Source organism: Micromonospora sp. WMMD723, from assembly GCF_049863385.1.
Classification (GTDB): domain Bacteria; phylum Actinomycetota; class Actinomycetes; order Mycobacteriales; family Micromonosporaceae; genus Micromonospora; species Micromonospora wenchangensis.
Map to the genome: position 1 here is coordinate 1,142,615 of NZ_JBMKNR010000001.1, position 20,572 is coordinate 1,163,186.

Below are 20,572 nucleotides of genomic sequence, written 5' to 3' on the forward strand. Positions count from 1 at the left end.
CCGGACACGTGCCGCCGACGGACACCGGCCCGAAACGAGGAAGGCCCCCGGCACGACGCCGGGGGCCTTCCTCGTCAGCTGGTGCTCAGCGGTACGACCCGAAGTCGAAGTCGTCCAGCGGAACCGCCTGGCCGCTGGCCGGCCCGAAGCCGTAGTCGGTCTCCGGGTAGCCGGTCATCGAGTAGACCTTGGCCTTCGCCTCCTCGGTCGGCTCGACCCGGACGTTGCGGTACTTGCTGATGCCGGTACCGGCCGGGATGAGCTTACCGATGATCACGTTCTCCTTGAGGCCGACCAGCGAGTCGCTGCGCGAGTTGATCGCCGCGTCGGTCAGCACCCGGGTGGTCTCCTGGAAGGAGGCCGCCGAGAGCCAGGAGTCGGTGGCCAGCGAGGCCTTGGTGATACCCATCAGCACCGGACGACCGGCGGCGGGCTCGCCACCCTCGCCGACGAGCCGGCGGTTCTCCGACTCGAACAGCGCCCGGTCGACCAGCACACCCGGCAGGAACTCGGTCGAGCCGGAGTCGATGACCGTCACCCGCTTGAGCATCTGGCGGATGATGATCTCGATGTGCTTGTCGTGGATGAGCACACCCTGCGAGCGGTAGACCTCCTGGACCTCCTGGGTCAGGTGGACCTGAACCGCGCGCGGGCCGAGGATGCGCAGCAGCTCGTGCGGGTCGATGGTGCCCTCGGTGAGCTTCTCGCCGACCTCGACGTGGTCCCCGTCGTGGGTCCGCAGCCGGACCCGCTTGGAGATCTTGTCGTAGACGATCTCGTCGCTGCCGTCGTCAGGCACCACGATGATCTTCCGGGACCGCTCGCCGTCCTCGATCCGGATCCGGCCCGGGGTGTCGGCGATGGGCGCCTTGCCCTTCGGGATACGGGCCTCGAAGATCTCCTGGACACGCGGCAGACCCTGGGTGATGTCCTCACCCGCGACACCACCGGTGTGGAAGGTACGCATCGTCAGCTGGGTACCCGGCTCACCGATCGACTGGGCGGCGATGATGCCGACCGCCTCGCCGACGTCCACGGTCTTGCCGGTCGGCAGCGAACGGCCGTAGCACGCACCGCAGACGCCCAGCTTCGACTCGCAGGTGAGCACGCTGCGCACCCGGACCGTCTCCACCCCGGCGGCGACGATCTTGTCGACCCCGATGGAGTTGATGTCCTGACCCCGGTGGGCCACCACGGTGCCGTCCGGCCCCTTGATGTCGTCGGCCAGGGTACGGGCGTGCACGCTGGTCTCGGCGTGCTCGTGGACGACCAGCCGGCCACCCTCCAGACGCTCGCCGATCTGCATCGGGATCGCCCGGTCGGTGCCGCAGTCCTCCTCGCGGATGATGACGTCCTGCGAGACGTCCACCAGACGACGGGTCAGGTAACCCGAGTCGGCGGTCCGCAGCGCGGTGTCCGCCAGACCCTTACGGGCACCGTGCGTGGAGATGAAGTACTCCAGCACGGACAGACCCTCCCGGTACGACGCCTTGATGGGTCGCGGGATGATCTCGCCCTTCGGGTTGGCCACCAGACCACGGATCGCCGCGATCTGCCGGAGCTGGAGCAGGTTACCGCGGGCGCCCGAGTTGATCATCTTCCACAGCGGGTTCTCCTGCGGCAGCGCGGTGTCCATCTCCTTGGCGACCTCGTTGGTCGCCTTGGTCCAGATCTCGATGAGTTCGCCGCGACGTTCCTCGGCGGTCATCAGACCACGCTGGTACTGCTTGTCGATCCGGTCGGCTTCCTTCTCGTACCGCTCCAGGATCTCCCGCTTGCGCGGCGGAGCGATGACGTCCTCCATGCCGATGGTGACGCCGGACCAGGTGGCCCAGTGGAAGCCGGCCTCCTTGAGACCGTCCAGGGTGGCGGCCAGCGCCACCTTGGGGAAGCGCTCGGCGAGGTCGTTGACGATCGCGGAGAGCTGACCCTTGCGGATCTCGTAGTTCACGAAGCGGTAGCCCTGCGGCAGCGTCTCGTTGAACAGGACCCGGCCGAGCGTGGTCTCCACGGTCAGCGGCTCGCCCTCGACCCAGCCCTCCGGGGCGACCCAGGGCTGGGCGCCGTTGCCGTTGTCGACACCGATCACGTCCCGCAGCCGGATCTTGACCGGGGTCTGCAGGTGCAGCTCGCCCGCGTCGAAGGCCATCCGCGCCTCGGCGTCCGAGCTGAACGCCCGGCCCTCGCCGACCCCGCCCGGGGTCAGGTGGGTGAGGTGGTAGAGGCCGATGACCATGTCCTGGGTGGGCATGGTGACGGGCTTGCCGTCGGCCGGCTTGAGGATGTTGTTCGACGACAGCATCAGGATCCGCGCCTCGGCCTGGGCCTCGGCCGACAGCGGCACGTGCACCGCCATCTGGTCACCGTCGAAGTCGGCGTTGAACGCGGTGCAGACCAGCGGGTGGATCTGGATCGCCTTGCCCTCGACCAGCTGCGGCTCGAAGGCCTGGATGCCCAGGCGGTGCAGCGTCGGCGCGCGGTTGAGCAGCACCGGGTGCTCGCCGATGACCTCTTCCAGCACGTCCCACACGACCGGGCGCTGCCGCTCGACCATCCGCTTGGCGGACTTGATGTTCTGCGCGTGGTTGAGGTCGACCAGCCGCTTCATCACGAACGGCTTGAACAGCTCCAGCGCCATCTGCTTGGGCAGGCCGCACTGGTGCAGCTTCAGCTTGGGGCCGACCACGATGACCGAACGGCCGGAGTAGTCGACGCGCTTGCCGAGCAGGTTCTGCCGGAACCGGCCCTGCTTGCCCTTGAGCATGTCGGACAGCGACTTGAGCGGGCGGTTACCCGGGCCGGTGACCGGCCGGCCGCGACGGCCGTTGTCGAACAGCGCGTCGACGGCCTCCTGGAGCATCCGCTTCTCGTTGTTGACGATGATCTCGGGGGCACCGAGGTCGATCAGCCGCTTGAGCCGGTTGTTCCGGTTGATCACGCGGCGGTACAGGTCGTTCAGGTCGGAGGTCGCGAAGCGGCCACCGTCGAGCTGCACCATCGGGCGCAGGTCCGGCGGGATGACCGGGACGCAGTCCAGCACCATGCCCAGCGGCGAGTTGCGGGTGTTCAGGAACGCCGCGACGACCTTCAGCCGCTTGAGCGCGCGGATCTTGCGCTGGCCCTTGCCGGAGCGGATGGTCTCGCGCAGGCTCTCCGCCTCGGCGTCGAGGTCCATGTTCTGGACCAGCGCCTTGATCGCCTCGGCGCCCATGCCACCGGTGAAGTACTCGCCGAACCGGTCACGCAGCTCGCGGTAGAGCAGCTCGTCGGTGACCAGCTGCTTGGAGTCGAGCTTGCGGAAGGTGTCGAGGACCTCGTCGAGGCGGTCGATCTCGCGCTGGGCCCGGTCGCGGATCTGGCGCATCTCGCGCTCTCCGCCCTCCTTGACCTTGCGCCGGACGTCCGCCTTGGCACCCTCGGCCTCCAGCTCGGCCAGGTCGGCCTCCAGCTTGGCGGCCCGCTTCTCGATCTCCGAGTCGCGGCTGTTCTCGGACTGCCGCTTCTCGGCGAGGATCTCGTTCTCGATCGTCGAGAGGTCGCGGTGACGCGCCTCGGCGTCCACGCTCGTCACGACGTACGAGGCGAAGTAGATGATCTTTTCGAGATCCTTGGGGGCGAGGTCCAGCAGGTAGCCCAGCCGGCTCGGCACGCCCTTGAAGTACCAGATGTGGGTCACCGGAGCGGCCAGCTCGATGTGCCCCATCCGCTCACGACGGACCTTGGAGCGGGTCACCTCGACGCCGCAGCGCTCACAGATGATGCCCTTGAACCGGACCCGCTTGTACTTGCCGCAGTAGCACTCCCAGTCCCGCTGAGGACCGAAGATCTTCTCGCAGAAGAGCCCGTCCTTCTCCGGCTTGAGGGTGCGGTAGTTGATCGTCTCGGGCTTCTTGACCTCGCCGTGCGACCACTGACGGATGTCGTCCGCGGTCGCGAGGCCGATGCGCAGCTCGTCGAAGAAGTTGACGTCGAGCACTATGTCCCCTATGTCGTCGTCTTTACAGCTAGATCACGGGCGGGGTCGGGAGCCGGACAACCGGCCCCCGACCCGCACCACTTACACCTCTTCGACCGAGCTCGGCTCGCGCCGGGACAGGTCGATGCCCAGCTCCTCCGCGGCCCGGAACACCTCGTCGTCGGTCTCGCGCATCTCCAGGGCCACCCCGTCGCTGCTGAGCACCTCGACGTTCAGGCACAGCGACTGGAGCTCCTTGAGCAGCACCTTGAACGACTCCGGGATGCCCGGCTCGGGGATGTTCTCGCCCTTGACGATCGCCTCGTAGACCTTGACCCGGCCCAGGACGTCATCGGACTTGATGGTCAGCAGTTCCTGCAGGGCGTAGGCGGCGCCGTACGCCTGCATGGCCCAGCACTCCATCTCACCGAAGCGCTGGCCACCGAACTGCGCCTTACCACCCAGCGGCTGCTGCGTGATCATCGAGTACGGTCCGGTCGACCGGGCGTGGATCTTGTCGTCGACCAGGTGGTTGAGCTTCAGGATGTAGATGTAGCCGACCGCGATCGGGTCGGGCAGCGGCTCGCCGGAACGACCGTCGAACAGCTGCGCCTTGCCGGAGGAACCGATCAGCTGCTTGCCGTCCCGGTTGGGCAGGGTCGACGCGAGCAGACCGGAGATCTCCTCCTCGCGGGCACCGTCGAAGACCGGCGTGGCCACGTTGGTGTCCGGCTCGGACTCGTGCGCCTCGATCGAGCGGAGCTGACGCTTCCACTCGGTGTCGTCGCCGTCCACGCTCCAGCCGGTCTTGGCCACCCACCCGAGGTGGGTCTCCAGGACCTGGCCAATGTTCATCCGGGACGGCACACCCAGCGGGTTCAGCACGATGTCGACCGGGGTGCCGTCCTCCAGGAACGGCATGTCCTCGATCGGCAGGATCTTCGAGATGACACCCTTGTTGCCGTGCCGGCCGGCGAGCTTGTCGCCGTCCTGGATCTTGCGCTTCTGGGCGACGTACACCCGGACCAGCTCGTTGACGCCCGGCGGCAGTTCGTCGCCGTCCTCGCGGGAGAAGGTCCGCACCCCGATGACCGTGCCGGTCTCGCCGTGCGGCACCTTCAGCGAGGTGTCCCGGACCTCCCGGGCCTTCTCGCCGAAGATCGCGCGCAGCAGCCGCTCCTCCGGGGTCAGCTCGGTCTCGCCCTTCGGCGTGACCTTGCCGACCAGGATGTCGCCGGGGACGACCTCGGCGCCGATCCGGATGATGCCGCGCTCGTCGAGGTCGGCGAGCATCTCCTCGCTGACGTTCGGGATGTCCCGGGTGATCTCCTCCGGGCCGAGCTTGGTGTCCCGGGCGTCGACCTCGTGCTCCTCGATGTGGATCGAGGTGAGCACGTCCTGCTGCACGAGGCGCTGCGACAGGATGATCGCGTCCTCGTAGTTGTGACCCTCCCAGCACATGAACGCGACCAGCAGGTTGCGTCCGAGCGCCATCTCGCCCTCGTCGGTGCACGGCCCGTCGGCGATGACCTGGCCGGCCTCGACGCGGTCGCCCTCGAAGACGACAGGCTTCTGGTTGACGCAGGAGCCGGCGTTGGAGCGGCGGAACTTGTGCAGCAGGTACGTCCGGCGGTGGCCGTCGTCCTGGTGGATGGTGATGTAGTCGGCGCAGAGATCCTCGATCACGCCGCCGACCTCGGCCACCACCACGTCACCGGCGTCGACTGCGGCGCGGTACTCCATGCCGGTGCCGACCAGCGGCGACTCCGCCTTGACCAGCGGCACCGCCTGACGCTGCATGTTCGCGCCCATCAGCGCGCGGTTGGCGTCGTCGTGCTCCAGGAACGGGATCATCGCGGTCGCGACCGAGGTCATCTGCCGCGGCGACACGTCCATGTAGTCGACCGCGCCGGGCGCGACGTCCTCGGTCTCGCCGCCCTTACGGCGGACCAGGACCCGGTCCTCGGCGAACGTGCCGTCGGCCTTGAGCGGCGCGTTGGCCTGGGCCTTGACGAACCGGTCCTCCTCGTCCGCGGTCAGGTAGTCGATCTGGTCGGTGACCCGACCCTCGACGACCTTCCGGTACGGCGTCTCGATGAAGCCGAACGGGTTGACCCGGGCGAAGGTGGACAGCGCGCCGATCAGGCCGATGTTCGGGCCTTCCGGCGTCTCGATCGGGCACATCCGGCCGTAGTGGGACGGGTGCACGTCGCGGACCTCGAAGCCGGCCCGCTCCCGGGACAGACCACCCGGGCCGAGCGCGCTCAGCCGCCGCCGGTGGGTCAGGCCCGCCAGCGGGTTGGTCTGGTCCATGAACTGGGACAGCTGCGACGTGCCGAAGAACTCCTTGATCGCCGCCACCACCGGGCGGATGTTGATCAGGGTCTGCGGCGTGATCGCCTCGACGTCCTGGGTGGTCATCCGCTCGCGGACGACCCGCTCCATCCGGGAGAGACCCACCCGGACCTGGTTCTGGATCAGCTCGCCCACGGTACGCAGGCGACGGTTGCCGAAGTGGTCGATGTCGTCGGCCTCGTAGCCGTCCTCACCGGCGTGCAGCCGGCAGAGGTACTCCACGGTGGCGACGACGTCGTCCTCGGTGAGCGTGCCGGTGGTGATCGGCACGTCCAGTTCGAGCTTCTTGTTGAACTTGTAGCGCCCGACCTTGGCGACGTCGTACCGCTTCGGGTTGAAGAAGAGGTTGTCGAGCAGGGTCTGGGCGTTCTCGCGGGTCGGCGGCTCGCCAGGGCGGAGCTTGCGGTAGATGTCGAGCAGGGCCTCGTCCTGGCCGGCGATGTGGTCCTTCTCGAGCGTGGTCATCATCAGCTCGGACCAGCCGAACTTCTCGCGGATCTGCTCGGCGGACCAACCGATGGCCTTGAGCAGGACCGTGACGGCCTGCCGGCGCTTGCGGTCGATGCGGACGCCGACCGTGTCGCGCTTGTCGATGTCGAACTCCAGCCAGGCACCCCGGCTGGGGATGACCTTGACGCTGGAGAGGTCGCGGTCGGAGGTCTTGTCCGGCTGCTTGTCGAAGTAGACGCCCGGGGACCGGACGAGCTGGCTGACCACGACGCGCTCGGTGCCGTTGATGATGAAGGTGCCCTTGGGCGTCATCATCGGGAAGTCACCCATGAACACCGTCTGGCTCTTGATCTCGCCGGTGGTGTTGTTGGTGAACTCCGCCGTCACGAACAGCGGGGCGCAGTAGGTCAGGTCCTTCTCCTTGCACTCCTCGATCGAGGCCTTGACCTCGTCGAAGCGCGGTGCCGAGAAGGACAGCGACATGGTGCCGGAAAAGTCCTCAATGGGACTGATCTCGTCGAGGATTTCCGCGAGACCCGAGCGTGCGTGCGGGTCGTCCGCCGACCGGCCCTGCCAAGCCTCGTTGCCGACGAGCCAGTCGAAGGACTCGTTCTGGATGGCGAGGAGGTTGGGGACCTCGAGGTGTTCGGTGATCCTGCCGAAAGAAACTCGGCGGGGCGCGAAAGCGCTCGACGTACGACTGGTCTTCGCAGGGCGGGAAGCTGCCAAGATGCGTCCTTCCGAGGACCGGTGCTGCAGAACGGCTGGTACGCGTGCACTCCAATGACCCCACCAGAAATATCCGTAACCGGACATTTCCGAGCAGGGGTCAAGTCGGAAGGCAGCGCAAACTAGCAGTGTAGCCGAGAGGCTAACCGCTGTCCAGCCCATCCCGCAGGTCGTCGCGGAACGCGCCTCGGGACCCCGGAGAACGGGGTCGTACCGGGCCGCTCGGAACACGACGTTCCTGTCGGACCGCTCGGGTGGAGCGACTGCTGGTGCTGCCGCAGCCTTTACCCAAGAGGGGGCCGTCGCAAGCGCGGAAGGTCTTGCTGGTGTCAGCGTGCCTGGCAGGCCGGGGCCACGTCAAGAGGCTCCAAGCGCCTGCTCGCCGGGTTTCCCACGGATGGGCTACCCACCGCGACACCGCCATGTCGCACCACGAGTGCGAACACCCTGCTCACACCACTGATACCCGGAGTCACCAAGCATGACGGGCGGTGATCCGTCTGTCGGATCACCGCCCGTTCATTTTGCGGTGTGCCGCGGCTCACCCGAGCCGGACACGCGCCACGGTCGACCGCAGGGGTCGACCACAGGTCACTTGAGGGTGACCTTGGCGCCCTCACCCTCGAGCTTGGCCTTCGCCTTCTCGGCGGTCTCCTTGTTGACCTTCTCCAGGATCGCCTTCGGCGCGGACTCGACCGCGTCCTTGGCCTCCTTGAGGCCCAGGCCGGTCAGCTCACGCACGACCTTGATGACCTGGATCTTCTTGCCACCGTCGGCCTCGAGGACGACGTCGAACTCGTCCTTCTCCTCCTCGACCGGCGCGGCGGCGGCGCCACCGGCACCACCGGCGGCGGCGACCGCGACCGGCGCGGCGGCGGTGACCTCGAAGGTCTCCTCGAACTGCTTCACGAACTCGGAGAGCTCGATCAGCGTCATCTCCTTGAACGCGTCGAGCAGCTCGTCGGTGCTGAGCTTCGCCATGTCTGGCGTCCTTTCTCGCAATGAAAATTAAAGAACGTGGTGCGCCGGGAGGCCTCAGGCCGCCTCGGCGCCCTCCTGCTCGCGCTTCTTGTCCGCCAGGGCGGCCGCCGCGCGGGCGGCCTTGGAGAGCGGCGCCTGGAACAGGGCCGCGGCCTTGCTCAGGTTGCCCTTCATCGCGCCGGCCAGCTTGGCCAGCAGCACCTCACGGGACTCCAGGTCGGCGAGCTTCGTGACCTCGGCCGCGGAAATGGCCTTGCCCTCGAACACACCGCCCTTGATGACGAGCTTCGGGTTGGCCTTCGCGAAGTCGCGAAGACCCTTCGCCGCCTCGACGACGTCGCCCGAAACGAAAGTCAGCGCGGTAGGACCGGTGAACAGCTCGTCGAGGCCGGAGATGCCCGCCTCGGTCGCGGCACGCTTGGCCAGCGTGTTCTTCGCGACCGTGTAGGTGGTCTCCTTGCCGAGCGAGCGCCGCAGCTGGGTGAGCTGGGAAACCGTCAGACCACGGTACTCGGTGAGCACCGCAGCGCCCGAGGTACGGAAGCTCTCGGTCAGCTCAGCGACGGCCGTGGCCTTGTCGGCCCGGATCGGCTTGTCCGCCATGTCCCTCCTCTCTCGTTACTCGGAGCTGGTCGCCGTCGGGGAGCACGGGGCTCGGTGACGGCGCCGGAGGCGTCACGACAACGAAAAAGCCCCGGCGCAGGGCGCGCGGGGCGAGGGCGGGGCCGATCACCATGGTCGACGGACCACGGGGAGGAACCGAACTACGCTTACCGCCCTGCGCGGGTCGCCCGTCATCGCGGAGCCTTCGACCGTGCCGGGGCACGGTGACCAGCGGTCTCTGGGTGGAACTACCCGACCAGGTTACGCGACGGCCCGGCCATCACCAAATCGCCCTCCGCCGGTCACGGGCGGACCCGCCGCCACCGGACGTAGCCGGCCAGCGCCACCCCCGCCCAGACCAGCGCCCAGGCCGACAGGAGCAGCGCGGTGCCGGTGGGCAGGGAACCGGCGAGCGCCCGCGCGGTGGCCAGCACCGGCGGCACCAGCCAGGGCACCACCGAGCCGCGCAGGCCCAGCGCCAGGGTGCCGACCGCGCCCAGGGCGAGCACGGCGACGCCGTACCCGGCGCTGCGGGTGAGCGCCCGGCTGGCCAGGGCACCCAGGGCCACCGCGGGCAGCAGGGCGAGCAGGTGCGCCCACAGGCCAAGGGCCAACGCCGCCACCACCGGCGGATCATCCGGACCGGGCGCGGCCACCCCGCCGACCGGCCACGGGAAGACCAGCGCGACCAGCACCGTGCCCACCCCGGCGAGCACGGCCGCGAGCAGCCCGGCGAGCCGCTCCCGGACCGGACCGACGAGCACCTGCGCCAGCCGGCGCTGCACGTCCGGTTCGACGTCCAGCAGGATCTTGGTCTGCCAGGCCAGCACCGGGAAGAGCACCACCGCGCTGACGCCGTACGCCTCCGCCGGGCGGGCGCGGCCGCCGCCGTACAGGATGCCGAGGGCCAGCAGGCCGGCCAGCAGCGGCGCCAGCGCCCGTCCGGTACGCAGGAAGCCGGCCAGCCGCATCCGGACCAGGGCGGTCACCGGGCCACCTCCCCCGCCCGGCCGTCCCGCGCCGGCTCACCGGCCGACCCGGCCCCGGCGGGCGGGACGGGTGCCGGCGGCGCAGCCGCCCCCCGGGGCGTGCCGGCGGGTTCGCGTACCCGCAGGATCTGGTGGCCGTCGGCGCGCAACCGGGCGACGGTGCCGGCCACCCGCGCGGCCGGCACCGCGACCTCGACCACGGCGACGGCGGCATCAGCGGCGGCCGGCTCGTCGGTGACCAGGCCGTCGGCGACCGTCCAGTGCCGGGCCCCGGAGAGCCGGACCGTCTCGCCCCGGTGGTCGCTGACCAGGACCGCTCCCCCGGCCGCCAGTACCTCGTCGACCAGTTCCGGGACCAGGCCCCGGGCGGCGGCGTCCAGCCCCTCCCAGGGCTCGTCGAGGACCAGCAGACCGGGGGTCCGCAGCATCGCCTGGGCCAGGCCGACCTTCTGCGCGGTGCCCTTGGACAGGTCGGGGAGGCGGACCGCACGGAACGGGGCCAGGCCCAGCCGGTCGGTCCACCTGTCGACGGCCCGGTCGGCGTCGGCCCGACCCAGGCCGGCGGCCCGGCCCATGGCGGTGAGGTAGCGGGTCACGGTGAACGGCTGGTCGGCGGGGAACCGCTCGGGCACCCAGCCGACCCGGTGCGGGCGGTCGACCACCCGGCCCCGGACCGGGCGCAGCACCCCGGCGCAGAGTTGCAGCAGGGTCGACTTGCCGGCCCCGTTGCGGCCGAGCACCACCACCACCTCGCCCGGGTCGAGGCGGGCCGAGACGCCGCGCAGTACCCAGGGGCCGCCCCGGTGGTACCGGAGCCGGACGTCCTCCAGTCGCATGGGGTGAGCCTGCCACAGCCCGACACACGGCAGGGGCCCCGCCACGGTGCGTGGCGGGGCCCCTGCGCGGGAGCGGTCGGGATCAGCCCTCGACGGCGGTCTCCTGGAGGTTCTTCACCACGTTCGGGTCGATCGGGACGCCCGGACCCATCGTGGTGGCCAGGGTGACCTTCTTGAGGTACTTGCCCTTGGCCGCGGACGGCTTGGCGCGGAGCACCTCGTCCAGCACCGCGGCGTAGTTGTCGATCAGCTGGGTCTCGGAGAACGAGGCCTTGCCGATGATCAGGTGAAGGTTGGAGTGCTTGTCCACCCGGAAGGTGATCTTGCCGCCCTTGATGTCCGAGACGGCCTTGGTGACGTCCATGGTCACGGTGCCGGTCTTCGGGTTCGGCATCAGGCCGCGCGGGCCCAGGATCCGCGCGATCCGGCCGATCTTGGCCATCTGGTCCGGCGTGGCGATCGCCGCGTCGAAGTCCAGCCAGCCGCCCTGGATCCGGGCGACCAGTTCGTCCGTGCCCACCTCGTCGGCACCGGCGGCGACGGCCTCCTCGGCCTTCGCGCCGGCGGCGAAGACGATCACGCGGGCGGTCTTACCGGTGCCGTGCGGCAGGTTGACCACGCCGCGGACCATCTGGTCCGCCTTGCGGGGGTCGACGCCGAGGCGCATGGCGACCTCGACCGTGGCGTCGAACTTGGCGCTGGTGGTGTCCTTGGCGAGCTTGACCGCCTCGGCCGGGGTGTAGAGCTTCGACTTGTCGATCGCCTCGGCGGCCTTGCGGTACGTCTTGCTGCGCTGCATCTCGGGTTACTCCTGTGGTCTCTGGCGGGCCGCGGTCGACGCGTGCCCTCCCACGAACTGGTCAGGGGGACTGACGGCGTCAGTCGTTGACGACGATGCCCATCGACCGGGCGGTACCGGCGATGATCTTCGCAGCCTGGTCGATGTCGTTGGCGTTGAGGTCGACCATCTTCTTCTCGGCGATCTCGCGCACCTGGGCCTGGCTCACCGAGCCGACCTTCTGGCTCTGCGGCACGCCGGAGCCCTTGTCCACACCGGCGGCCTTGAGCAGCAGCCGGGCGGCGGGCGGGGTCTTCAGGACGAAGGTGAAGGAGCGGTCCTCGTAGACGCTGATCTCGGCGGGGACGATGTCGCCCCGCTGGGACTCGGTCTGCGCGTTGTAGGACTTGCAGAACTCCATGATGTTCACGCCGTGCTGACCGAGCGCGGGGCCCACCGGCGGCGCCGGGGTCGCCTGGCCCGCCTTCAGCTGAAGCGTGAACGTCTTGACGAGCTTCTTCTTCGGAGGCATGTCACTTCCTGGGGCTTGGAACTGGGAAAGGTGCCGGCCACGGGCGCGCACGGTCAGCGCGGTGCCACAGCGACGACATTCAAGGGTAGCGCAGCGCCCGGCGACCCTCTGCGCCGAGGTCCGCGCCGGGGCGGAACGACGTCGCCGGCGGCGGGCCGTGGCCCACCGCCGGCTACGACAACGACGTCAGATCTTGGCGACCTGGTTGAAGTTCAGCTCGACCGGGGTCTCCCGGCCGAAGATCGACACCAGCACCTTGAGCTTCTGCTGGTCGGCGTTGATCTCGCTGATCGTCGCCGGCAGCGAGGCGAACGCCCCGTCGGTGACGGTGACCGAGTCGCCCACCTCGAAGTCGAGGACCTTGATCTCGGGCTTGGCCTTCTTCTGCTCGGTCTCCACCGCCGGCGCCAGCCACTTGAGCACCTCGTCGAGGCTCAGCGGCGCCGGCCGGTCGGCCCGGTCGGTGGCCCCCACGAACCCGGTGACCCCCGGCGTGTTGCGCACGCAGGAGTAGGACTCGGCGGTCAGCTCCATCCGGACCAGGATGTAGCCGGGGAAGACCTTGGCCTGGATCTGGGAACGCTTGCCGTTCTTGACCTCGACCTCTTCCCGGGTCGGGACCTCGACCTGGTAGATGAACTCCTCCATGTCGAGGGAGGTGATCCGGGTCTCGAGGTTGGTCTTGACCTTGTTCTCGTAACCGGCGTACGAGTGCACCACGTACCAGTCGCCGGGCGCGTAGCGCAGCTTCTGGCGCAGCTCGGCGACCGGGTCGTAGTCCTCGTCCGGCTCCGGCTCCGTGGTCGGGAATTCCGGCTCGCTGGCGGCCTCGACCGACTCGTCACTCGCCGCCGTCGCGACCGTGGACTGGTCGTCCGTGGTCCCGGCGGTCTCGTCGTACTCAGGCACGCTTGCTCACTTCCGTCACTATCGGCTCAGTCGGCCGGTCAGCTGGGGCTGCCGAAGACCCACAGCACGCCCTTCGCGAAGGCGAAGTCGAGCAGGCCCACGATGGTCAGCATCACCGCGACGAAGGTGACCACCACGGCGGTGTAGGTCAGCAGCTCCTTGCGGGTCGGCCAGATGACCTTACGCAGTTCGGCGACGACCTCGCGGAAGAAACGCGCGATGCGGCCGAACGGCCCCACCCGGTCGGTCTCGGAGCGGGTCTTCGACTTGCTGTCGGCGGCACCCGCACGGGTCCGCGACCGGGTCGCGGTGCCACCCCGGGATACCGGCTCGTCCGCGTCGGTGGCGTCGTCGTCGGTGGCGTCGCTGTCGGCGGTCACCTCGTCGACGACGTCGTCACGCTCGTCGCGCAGACCGTCGTCGCCGGCGTCCTCGCCGCGCCGCTTGCTCTCGGCCACTTCGCCCTCCGTCGCGGGATGTCGGTTCGTACGCCGGGAGGCGTACGCGGCGCTGGTCACGCCGGCCGGACCAACCGTCCCGCGACGGGCCGCGGCCGGCGGACCGGACGAAGGGCTCCGAGTCGCCTCGAAGCCACCCCGCCGATGCCACCACCACGGGCCGGACGCCGCCTTGCGGCGGCGCGACCCACGGGAACGGTCAGGCCTGAGGCGCAGGGGTGACAGGACTTGAACCTGCAGCCTGCGGTTTTGGAGACCGCTGCTCTGCCAATTGAGCTACACCCCTGTGCGGCAACGCTCGCCCCACCCGGCCTGCACGGCCGAGCAGGGGTCACTTGCCCCACGGCGGACCAGTGTACGGGTAGCACCCCGACTTTCCCAACCGGTCCCGCCCGGTCCGTGCCGACGAACCCTCAGCCGGCCGTCCGCACGGTCGCCCGCGCCTGCGACAGGACCTTCTCGCCACCGCACCGGACGGTCACATCGAGCCTGGTCAGGCCGGTTTCGGTGACCTCCTTGACCACCGCGTCGACGGTGATCTCGGTGCCCTCGTCGTCGTCGGGGACGACCACCGGCCGGGTGAACCGGACCCCGAACTCGACCACCGCGTCGGGCGCGCCGGCCCACTCGGTGACCGCCCGGCCGACCAGCGCCATGGTGAACATGCCGTGGGCGATCACCCCGGGCAGCCCCACCTTCGTGGCCGTCCGGTCGCTCCAGTGGATCGGGTTGAAGTCCCCCGAGGCGCCCGCGTAGCGGACCAGGTCCGCCCGGGTCACCCGGAACGTACGGGTCGACAGGTCCACGTCAGGACTCCCCACGGACGACGAGCTTGGACCAGACGGCGACCACCGGCTCACCGGCCACGGTGGTCACGTCGGTGCGGGTGGTGAGGAAGCCGTGCCCGCTGCGGGAGCTGATCTCCTCGATGGTGTTCACACAGACCAGCTCGTCCCCGGCCACCACCGGCCGGGTGTAGGCGAACCGCTGGTCGCCGTGCACCACCCGGCTGTAGTCGACCCCGAGCGCCGGATCGTCGACGATCTGCTGGCTGGCGGCCATGGTGATCAGGACCGGGAAGGTGGGCGGGGCGACCACGTCCGGGTGGCCGAGCGCCTGGGCCGCCGCCGGGTCGTGGTGGGCCGGGTCGGTGGCGCCGATGGCGGTGGCGAACTCGCGGATCTTTTCTCGGCCCACCTGGTAGGGGGCGGTCGGCGGGTACGTCCGGCCGACGAAGGACGGGTCCAGGGACATGCCGCCGAACCTACACGGGACGCACGAACGCCGACCCGTACGGGCGGGCGCCCTTGGAAGGGGTCGCGCCAGCCGTGCGGATCGGCGTCCGGGGAAACGCTGCGGAGCGGGCCGGCCAGTACCGGCCGCAGGTCAGCGGGTCTCGCGGTGGATCGTGTGCTTGCCGTCCCGGGGGCAGAACTTCTTCAGCTCGATGCGGTCCGGGTCGTTGCGGCGGTTCTTGCGCGTGATGTAGTTGCGCTCCTTGCACTCCACACACGCCAAAGTGATCTTCGGCCGGACATCGGTCGCCTTCGCCACGGCGGAGTGCCTTCCTCGCTACGGATATCAACTACAGCGCATCAGCCTACGCGGACAACGCCTGGACATGCAAAGCGGGCGCCAGTGGCGCCCGTCCCACCGACCACCGGGGGTGAGCCCGAAGGACGAGAGTAGCGGTGGCCGGACTTGAACCGGCGACACAGCGATTATGAGCCGCTTGCTCTGCCATCTGAGCTACACCGCCGCAGGCGGGTCCAGCCGGACCCTCTGAGCCCCCTTACGGAATCGAACCGTAGACCTTCTCCTTACCATGGAGACGCTCTGCCGACTGAGCTAAGGGGGCCTACCCGATCACCCCGGAGGGCGTCGCGCAGGGGATACATTACACGGCACCGCGCCAGGGGTGAAATGGGATCCCCCTGTACCGCATCGCCGCAGCTCAGGGCACGACACGGAGCCTCGGCAGCGCGTCCGGATCGACCGCCTCCTGGTCGGTCTGGGCACCGAACCAGGCCTCCAGCCGCTCGTACGGCAGCGGCCGGCTGAACAGGAAGCCCTGCCCGATCTCGCAGCCGATGTCCTGGAGCAGTTCGAGGGTCAGCTCGCTCTCCACCCCCTCGGCCACCACCGACAGGCCGAACTGCTGGGACAGCGACACCACCGCGTTCACGATCGCCAGGTCCCCCGGGTCGGTCGCCATCCCCTGCACGAACGACCGGTCCACCTTCACCTCGTGCACCGGCAGCCGGCGCAGCTGGGCCAGCGACGAGTTGCCCGTGCCGAAGTCGTCCACCGCCAGCCGGACGCCGAGGTCCCGCAGCCGGCGCAGGGTGGGGATGGGCCGCTCGGTGCCGTCGAGGACCGCCGCCTCCGGGATCTCGACGGTCAGCAGCTGCGGCGGGACGCCGTACTCGGTCAGCAGCTCACCGACCCGGTCCGGGAAGCGCCTGTCGGTCAGCGAGCGGGCGGCGATGTTGACCGCCACCGCCAACGGCTGCCCGGTGCGGCTCCAGTCCCGGCTGCGGCGCAGCCCCTCCCGGAGGACGAACTCGGTGAGCCGGCCCAACTGCCCGGTGTGCTCGGCGACCGCGACGAAGTCCTCCGGGGAGACCGTGCCGTGCGCCGGGTGCTCCCAGCGGGCCAGGCACTCCACCCCGAGCAGGCGGCGGTCCCGCAGGGTCACCTTCGGCTGGAAGTAGACCTCCAGCTCCCCCTCGTCGAGGGCGCGGCGCAGGTCACCGGCGAGCCCGAGCCGGCGCAGCGACCGCGACTCCAGCGCCGGATTGAACAACTGCACGCTGCCCGGCACCGCCTTGGCCGCGGTGGCCGCCAGGTCGACACGTTGCAGGAGGACGGCGGCCTCGCTGCCGTGATCCGGGTGCACCGCCACCCCGACCGCGGTGTCCACGTCGAGGGTGAGCGCGTCGAAGACCATCTCGTCGCGGATCTGCTCGCGGAGCTGGGCGGCCAGTTCCAGGGCCGCCTCGGCGTTCTCCAGCCGCAGCGTCACCAGGAACTCGTCCCCACCGGCCCGACCCACCAGGGCCGACGAGGGGGCGCAGGCGCGCAGCCGCTCGGCCACCTCGACGAGGACCTTGTCCCCCGCCGCGTGGCCCAGGGACTCGTTGACCTGCCGCAGGCCGTCCACGTCGAAGAGCAGGACGGCGACCACCTCGCCGGGCGCCCGGATCTTGACCGCCTCGGCCAGGGCGGCGGTGATCCGCCGCCGGTTGGGCAGCGTGGTCAGCGCGTCGTGGTAGGCGTCGTGGCGCAGCCGGTCGACCAGCCGGGAATTCTCCAGGGCGACGGCGGCGTGCGCGGCCACGGTCTCGAAGACGGGGATGTCGCTGGTGGTGAAGTGGCCGATGTCGCTGAGCCGGTTGGTGACCTCCAGGGTGCCGATCACCGCCTGACCGGACCGCAGCGGCACCACGATCGCGTCCTTGACCTGCTGCGCGCCGACCTCCCGGCGCAGGGCCGTGTCGTCGCCGAGCAACCGCCCGATGGACAGCGTCTTGCCCAGCTCACGGGCCTGTTCCCGGAAGACCGTCGGGGTGGGCGCGAAGTCCAGCAGGCCCGGGGTGTCGACCCGGGCCGTCAGCAGCACCTCGGGGTGCCGGCGCTGGGCGGGCAGCCACAGGGTGGCGTACTCGGCCTGCATCAGGGCCCGCACCCGGTCGAGGAGGATGTCGGCGAGCGCCCCCTCGGCGCTGTTGGTGAGCAGCCGGGTGAGGTCGTACATGCCGGTCAGGGTGCGGTGCTGCCGGAAGAACTGCGAGTAGGAACGGTAGACCTGGAACAACGCCGCGAACAACGCGGCCAGCAGCAGCACCGACCACCAGGTGGTCTTCAACGCGATCAGGACGAGCAGGCCCACCGAGGCGTTGATCGAGGTGGTGAGGAAGACCGACGGCGCGGTACGCAACGCCTCCCGGCCGGCCTGCCAGCCCTGGAGCAGCACGTGCACCCCGGCCACCGAGAGCAGGCTGACCAGGGTGATGGTGTTGACCGCCAGGAACAGGATGCCCCAGGTGCCCGGCCCCACCCCTTCCAGCGGGGGCAGGGCCAGCAGGAGCAGCCCGGCCAACGAGGTGGCCGCCGCCGCCTTCGCGACGTTGAACCACAGCTTGGCCGGGGCGAACCGGTGTGACGCGCTCCAGATCAGCACGGAGAGCGTGTATATGAGCACCACGATCAGCGGTGGCAGGAAGAAGAGCGCGACGACGAGGGGCACCTCGGTCAACGTCACCCCGACGGACTGCCGCCGGACTATGACGTTGAGGACCGGGATGCTGATCCCCGTCATCGCCACGAAGAGAACGAACGCCAGGCCCCACTTCCCGAACTCGGGCCGCAGGACACCGATCGCGGTGCTGAAGACGATGGCCAGCAGGGCCAGGGGGGCGGTGATGAACCAGGCGCGTTCGGTGGACTTACGCCGCTGATCTCGGCTGGCCATGCGCCACCCTCTCCCTGAGAGACGTCACCCCCAGGACACCGGGAGCGGGGACGACGCGGGGGCTTAGCGCGCGCCGCCCATCGTCCAGACGACGTCCGCCATTTGCGCGCTGCCATCGATGGACTGGACGCCGGCGACGGCGAGTCCACCCAGGATGGTGGCGAGCACGAGGAGCGAGCCAAACAGCCGGCCCAGCCTTCGACCAGACATGATTGCTCCTGTCGAGAGAGTGTTCACGGGGGATGGTGGAGGTTCCACGATCGTGCCACACCTCGGGTACCCAGAAAAGCGGGGAGAGCGGCGCTGGTCCGAGCAGCGGAGAGGTTCCGCCGTTCGGCCCACCACCGTCACCTCCCCGTGCCAGATCAGCGGCACCAGGACGGGTAACAGCCTCCACGAATCGCCCAATGTCACTATCGACGCAAACCCGATCTTAACGGCGCGGGGCCGTTCTCCGGGTAGCAGGGCGGCCGTCGTGGTCGAGGGCCGCGACGACTGCTCCCGGAACCGTCACATCGATCACCATAGCTCATTTCGTCAGGTACGGAAGCGGCCTGTCGGGAGTCGACGGACTCCGCACCAGATCAACGACAAAACGCGCGTACGGTGGCGAGCCGGCGCGAGCAGGCGAAACACCCGCCAGAGGCGGTCGGACCCCGTGATGTCGTACCCCGATGATGTCGTGAATCCATGACATCGCAGACACCGGTGACGCCGGTGATCGAGCAGCGGGCGGCCCAGCCGTACCTGGGGATCCGACGCACGGTGACGATGGCGACCATCGGCGACGCCGCGGCCACCCTGGCCGACCTGGCCGACTGGCTGACCGCGCGGGGGATCACCCCGGCCGGCCCGGACTTCCTGCGGTACCACGTGATCGACATGGCGCGGGAACTGGTGGTCGAGGCGGGCGTGCCGGTCCCGGCCGGCACGCGGCTCGCGGCCGAGGCACCAATGGGCACCGGCGTCCTGCCGGCCGGCCGCTACCTGACCACCACCCACGTCGGCGACCCCGACGAACTGGTGGCGGTCACCGGGGCGTTCCTGGACTGGGCCCGGCACCACGGGTTGCGCTGGGACGCCGACGACACCGGGACGGGTGAGCGCTGGGGCTGCCGACTGGAGATCTACCACCTCGGCCCGGACGACGACCCGGACCGGAGCACGTGGAAGACGCAGCTGGCGTTCCGGCTGGCGGACTGAGCAGGACCGGGATAGCTCGGGCGGTAGGGGGGTATGTCGGAGGTCATGGCAGGTCAGCATGGTGCGGTGGACGAGGAGCACGCGCGGCCGACGGGAGTCGACGACGCGACGGTCGAGGCGTTGGGCAAGCTGAGTGAGGCGTTGGAGACGATCCACCGGGTGCGCGGGCACCTCTACTCCGCGCACCAGCTCGTCGGCGGCGCGGACCTCACCCTGGACCGGGTGGTGGAGCTGCTGCGCGGGGCCGGGCACGACGAGGTGGCCGACCGGGTCGAACACGAGCTGTTGGGGCGCAACCTGCTGCCCGGCCGGTGGACGTTCCAGATCGTGGAGGAGTTCGACGACGGCTACTACGCCACGTTCCAGGAGATCGAACGGTACGCCCGGGAGAAGCTGGCCGACGGCCGGCGGCACCTCTACGAGGCGGAGATGAAGCAGCGGCGGCGTACCCACGGCCTACCCGGCCACGAGGCCACGCCGTAGCCCGCGCGGCCTCCCTGACCTGGACGGGACGGGCGTCGCGCATGATCAACGCAGCTGGGCCCGCGTAGCGGTATCCACCCTGCCTCGATACCGCTACCTCGCCCCAACGGTGCGCGGCCGGGAGGCGTGGGGGTCACCACTGGCGGCGTACACCTGCTTTGGGGCCGGTGACCAGGGTGGCGGGCGGGACGTCGTCGGCGATCACCGCGCCGGCCGCCACCACGGCGTCGCGGCCGATGCTGACGCCGGGGAGGATCGTCGCGCCGGCCCCGATCCAGACGTTCTCCGCCACATCGATGGGCGCACCGGTCAGCCACTCCCGCCGCTGCGCGGGGTCGACCGGGTGACCGAGGGTGATGAAGGTGGCCTTCGGGCCGATCATGACGCCCTCGCCGAGCCGGATACCGGCATAGTCGAGGAACGTGCAGTTCTGGTTGATGAACACCCGCTCCGCGATCTCCAGATTGAGACCGTGGTCGGTGAAGAACGGCGGATAGATGGTGACCCGCGCCGGCAGCGGGCGGCCGAGAAGCTGCGCCAACAGTTCCCCCCGCCCGGCCTCGTCGTCGAAGGGCAGCACGTTCAGCCGGGAAGTCAACTCGGTGGCCCGCAGCACCCTCGCCGCCATCGCCTGGAACTCGGGGCTGTGGATACGCATGAAGCGGTCGTCGGACATCCCGCGATCCTCGCCGACGTTCCGCGTGCCCGACCCCGGGGGCCGCCGCCGCTCACCGGTCCTCCCCCGGCCGGCCCACCGGTGCCAGCATCAGCCGCCGCGCCCGGTCAACTCCCGTCGGCCTGCTCCGGGAGATCGGGCACTGTTCCTCCGCGAGCGGA

Annotated in this window: 18 protein-coding genes and 3 tRNA genes; 2 read left to right on the top strand and 19 right to left on the bottom strand. The window is 69.8% G+C overall.

Annotated elements, in window-relative coordinates; genetic code table 11:
* Positions 1-85 precede the first annotated feature (85 nt).
* The 18 genes from ACN261_RS05185 to ACN261_RS05270 form a co-directional block, all read right to left on the bottom strand.
* Positions 86-3,976, bottom strand: a complete 3,891-nt coding sequence (locus ACN261_RS05185) for a DNA-directed RNA polymerase subunit beta' (protein WP_421484180.1) — start codon at positions 3,974-3,976, stop codon at positions 86-88.
* A gap of 81 nt (positions 3,977-4,057) precedes the next feature.
* Entirely contained in the window at positions 4,058-7,489 is a 3,432-nt protein-coding gene (locus tag ACN261_RS05190; protein ID WP_421484182.1) for a DNA-directed RNA polymerase subunit beta, read from the bottom strand.
* 591 nt (positions 7,490-8,080) lie between these two features.
* Positions 8,081-8,470 (bottom strand): 50S ribosomal protein L7/L12, encoded by a 390-nt coding sequence (rplL, locus tag ACN261_RS05195; RefSeq protein WP_088644794.1) that lies wholly within the window; start codon positions 8,468-8,470, stop codon positions 8,081-8,083.
* A 54-nt stretch (positions 8,471-8,524) separates the two neighbouring features.
* Positions 8,525-9,073 carry a 50S ribosomal protein L10 gene (gene rplJ, locus ACN261_RS05200; RefSeq protein ID WP_088644793.1) on the bottom strand — a complete coding sequence of 183 codons (549 nt, stop codon included), beginning with the start codon at positions 9,071-9,073 and terminating at the stop codon, positions 8,525-8,527.
* 302 nt (positions 9,074-9,375) lie between these two features.
* Positions 9,376-10,062, bottom strand: a complete 687-nt coding sequence (locus ACN261_RS05205) for a hypothetical protein (protein WP_425848670.1) — start codon at positions 10,060-10,062, stop codon at positions 9,376-9,378.
* A complete protein-coding gene (locus ACN261_RS05210; RefSeq protein WP_425848672.1) occupies positions 10,059-10,898 on the bottom strand; it encodes an ATP-binding cassette domain-containing protein in 840 nt (279 codons plus the stop codon). The genes ACN261_RS05205 and ACN261_RS05210 overlap by 4 nt, the downstream gene beginning before the upstream one ends.
* A gap of 82 nt (positions 10,899-10,980) precedes the next feature.
* Positions 10,981-11,697: a 50S ribosomal protein L1 gene (gene rplA / locus ACN261_RS05215; protein WP_204957688.1), complete on the bottom strand. Its 717-nt coding sequence runs from the start codon at positions 11,695-11,697 to the stop codon at positions 10,981-10,983.
* Positions 11,698-11,776: 79 nt separating this feature from the next.
* The gene (gene rplK / locus ACN261_RS05220; RefSeq protein WP_088644789.1) at positions 11,777-12,208 is read right to left on the bottom strand and encodes a 50S ribosomal protein L11; all 432 of its coding nucleotides are present in this window, start codon (positions 12,206-12,208) and stop codon (positions 11,777-11,779) included.
* Between the two features lie 186 nt (positions 12,209-12,394).
* Complete coding sequence (gene nusG / locus ACN261_RS05225) at positions 12,395-13,117, bottom strand: transcription termination/antitermination protein NusG (protein WP_204924848.1); 723 nt, start codon at positions 13,115-13,117, stop codon at positions 12,395-12,397.
* Positions 13,118-13,155: 38 nt separating this feature from the next.
* Entirely contained in the window at positions 13,156-13,575 is a 420-nt protein-coding gene (gene secE / locus ACN261_RS05230) for a preprotein translocase subunit SecE (RefSeq protein WP_421484187.1), read from the bottom strand.
* Between the two features lie 213 nt (positions 13,576-13,788).
* A tRNA-Trp gene (locus ACN261_RS05235) sits at positions 13,789-13,861 on the bottom strand.
* A gap of 127 nt (positions 13,862-13,988) precedes the next feature.
* On the bottom strand, positions 13,989-14,381 hold the full coding sequence (locus ACN261_RS05240; protein WP_421484188.1) for a MaoC family dehydratase: 393 nt from the start codon (positions 14,379-14,381) through the stop codon (positions 13,989-13,991).
* Position 14,382: 1 nt separating this feature from the next.
* Positions 14,383-14,829, bottom strand: coding sequence for a MaoC family dehydratase N-terminal domain-containing protein (locus ACN261_RS05245; protein ID WP_204924846.1), 447 nt, complete (start codon positions 14,827-14,829; stop codon positions 14,383-14,385).
* Positions 14,830-14,961: 132 nt separating this feature from the next.
* On the bottom strand, positions 14,962-15,129 hold the full coding sequence (gene rpmG / locus ACN261_RS05250; RefSeq protein WP_067301359.1) for a 50S ribosomal protein L33: 168 nt from the start codon (positions 15,127-15,129) through the stop codon (positions 14,962-14,964).
* Positions 15,130-15,261: 132 nt separating this feature from the next.
* A tRNA-Met gene (locus ACN261_RS05255) sits at positions 15,262-15,334 on the bottom strand.
* A gap of 26 nt (positions 15,335-15,360) precedes the next feature.
* Positions 15,361-15,433, bottom strand: a tRNA-Thr gene (locus tag ACN261_RS05260).
* A 96-nt stretch (positions 15,434-15,529) separates the two neighbouring features.
* Positions 15,530-18,049, bottom strand: a complete 2,520-nt coding sequence (locus tag ACN261_RS05265; protein ID WP_425848676.1) for a putative bifunctional diguanylate cyclase/phosphodiesterase — start codon at positions 18,047-18,049, stop codon at positions 15,530-15,532.
* Between the two features lie 63 nt (positions 18,050-18,112).
* Positions 18,113-18,259, bottom strand: a complete 147-nt coding sequence (locus tag ACN261_RS05270) for a hypothetical protein (protein WP_169733070.1) — start codon at positions 18,257-18,259, stop codon at positions 18,113-18,115.
* 480 nt (positions 18,260-18,739) lie between these two features.
* Between ACN261_RS05270 and ACN261_RS05275 the strand changes: the two genes are divergently transcribed.
* Entirely contained in the window at positions 18,740-19,252 is a 513-nt protein-coding gene (locus ACN261_RS05275; protein WP_421484192.1) for a GyrI-like domain-containing protein, read from the top strand.
* A gap of 45 nt (positions 19,253-19,297) precedes the next feature.
* Positions 19,298-19,735: a hypothetical protein gene (locus tag ACN261_RS05280; protein ID WP_363791826.1), complete on the top strand. Its 438-nt coding sequence runs from the start codon at positions 19,298-19,300 to the stop codon at positions 19,733-19,735.
* Positions 19,736-19,868: 133 nt separating this feature from the next.
* Here ACN261_RS05280 and ACN261_RS05285 read toward each other — a convergent pair whose 3' ends face one another.
* Positions 19,869-20,411 (bottom strand): DapH/DapD/GlmU-related protein, encoded by a 543-nt coding sequence (locus tag ACN261_RS05285; protein ID WP_421484194.1) that lies wholly within the window; start codon positions 20,409-20,411, stop codon positions 19,869-19,871.
* Positions 20,412-20,572: the final 161 nt, after the last annotated feature.

Excerpts from the sequence above, each read along its gene's own strand:
- rplL (WP_088644794.1), bottom strand. The coding sequence starts at position 8,470 with ATGGCGAAGCTCAGCACCGACGAGCTGCTCGACGCGTTCAAGGAGATG.
- rplJ (WP_088644793.1), bottom strand. The coding sequence starts at position 9,073 with ATGGCGGACAAGCCGATCCGGGCCGACAAGGCCACGGCCGTCGCTGAG.
- ACN261_RS05210 (WP_425848672.1), bottom strand. The coding sequence starts at position 10,898 with ATGCGACTGGAGGACGTCCGGCTCCGGTACCACCGGGGCGGCCCCTGG.
- rplA (WP_204957688.1), bottom strand. The coding sequence starts at position 11,697 with ATGCAGCGCAGCAAGACGTACCGCAAGGCCGCCGAGGCGATCGACAAG.
- rplK (WP_088644789.1), bottom strand. The coding sequence starts at position 12,208 with ATGCCTCCGAAGAAGAAGCTCGTCAAGACGTTCACGCTTCAGCTGAAG.
- ACN261_RS05245 (WP_204924846.1), bottom strand. The coding sequence starts at position 14,829 with ATGTCCCTGGACCCGTCCTTCGTCGGCCGGACGTACCCGCCGACCGCC.
- ACN261_RS05265 (WP_425848676.1), bottom strand. The coding sequence starts at position 18,049 with ATGGCCAGCCGAGATCAGCGGCGTAAGTCCACCGAACGCGCCTGGTTC.
- ACN261_RS05270 (WP_169733070.1), bottom strand. The coding sequence starts at position 18,259 with ATGTCTGGTCGAAGGCTGGGCCGGCTGTTTGGCTCGCTCCTCGTGCTC.
- ACN261_RS05275 (WP_421484192.1), top strand. The coding sequence starts at position 18,740 with ATGACATCGCAGACACCGGTGACGCCGGTGATCGAGCAGCGGGCGGCC.
- ACN261_RS05280 (WP_363791826.1), top strand. The coding sequence starts at position 19,298 with ATGGCAGGTCAGCATGGTGCGGTGGACGAGGAGCACGCGCGGCCGACG.
- ACN261_RS05285 (WP_421484194.1), bottom strand. The coding sequence starts at position 20,411 with ATGTCCGACGACCGCTTCATGCGTATCCACAGCCCCGAGTTCCAGGCG.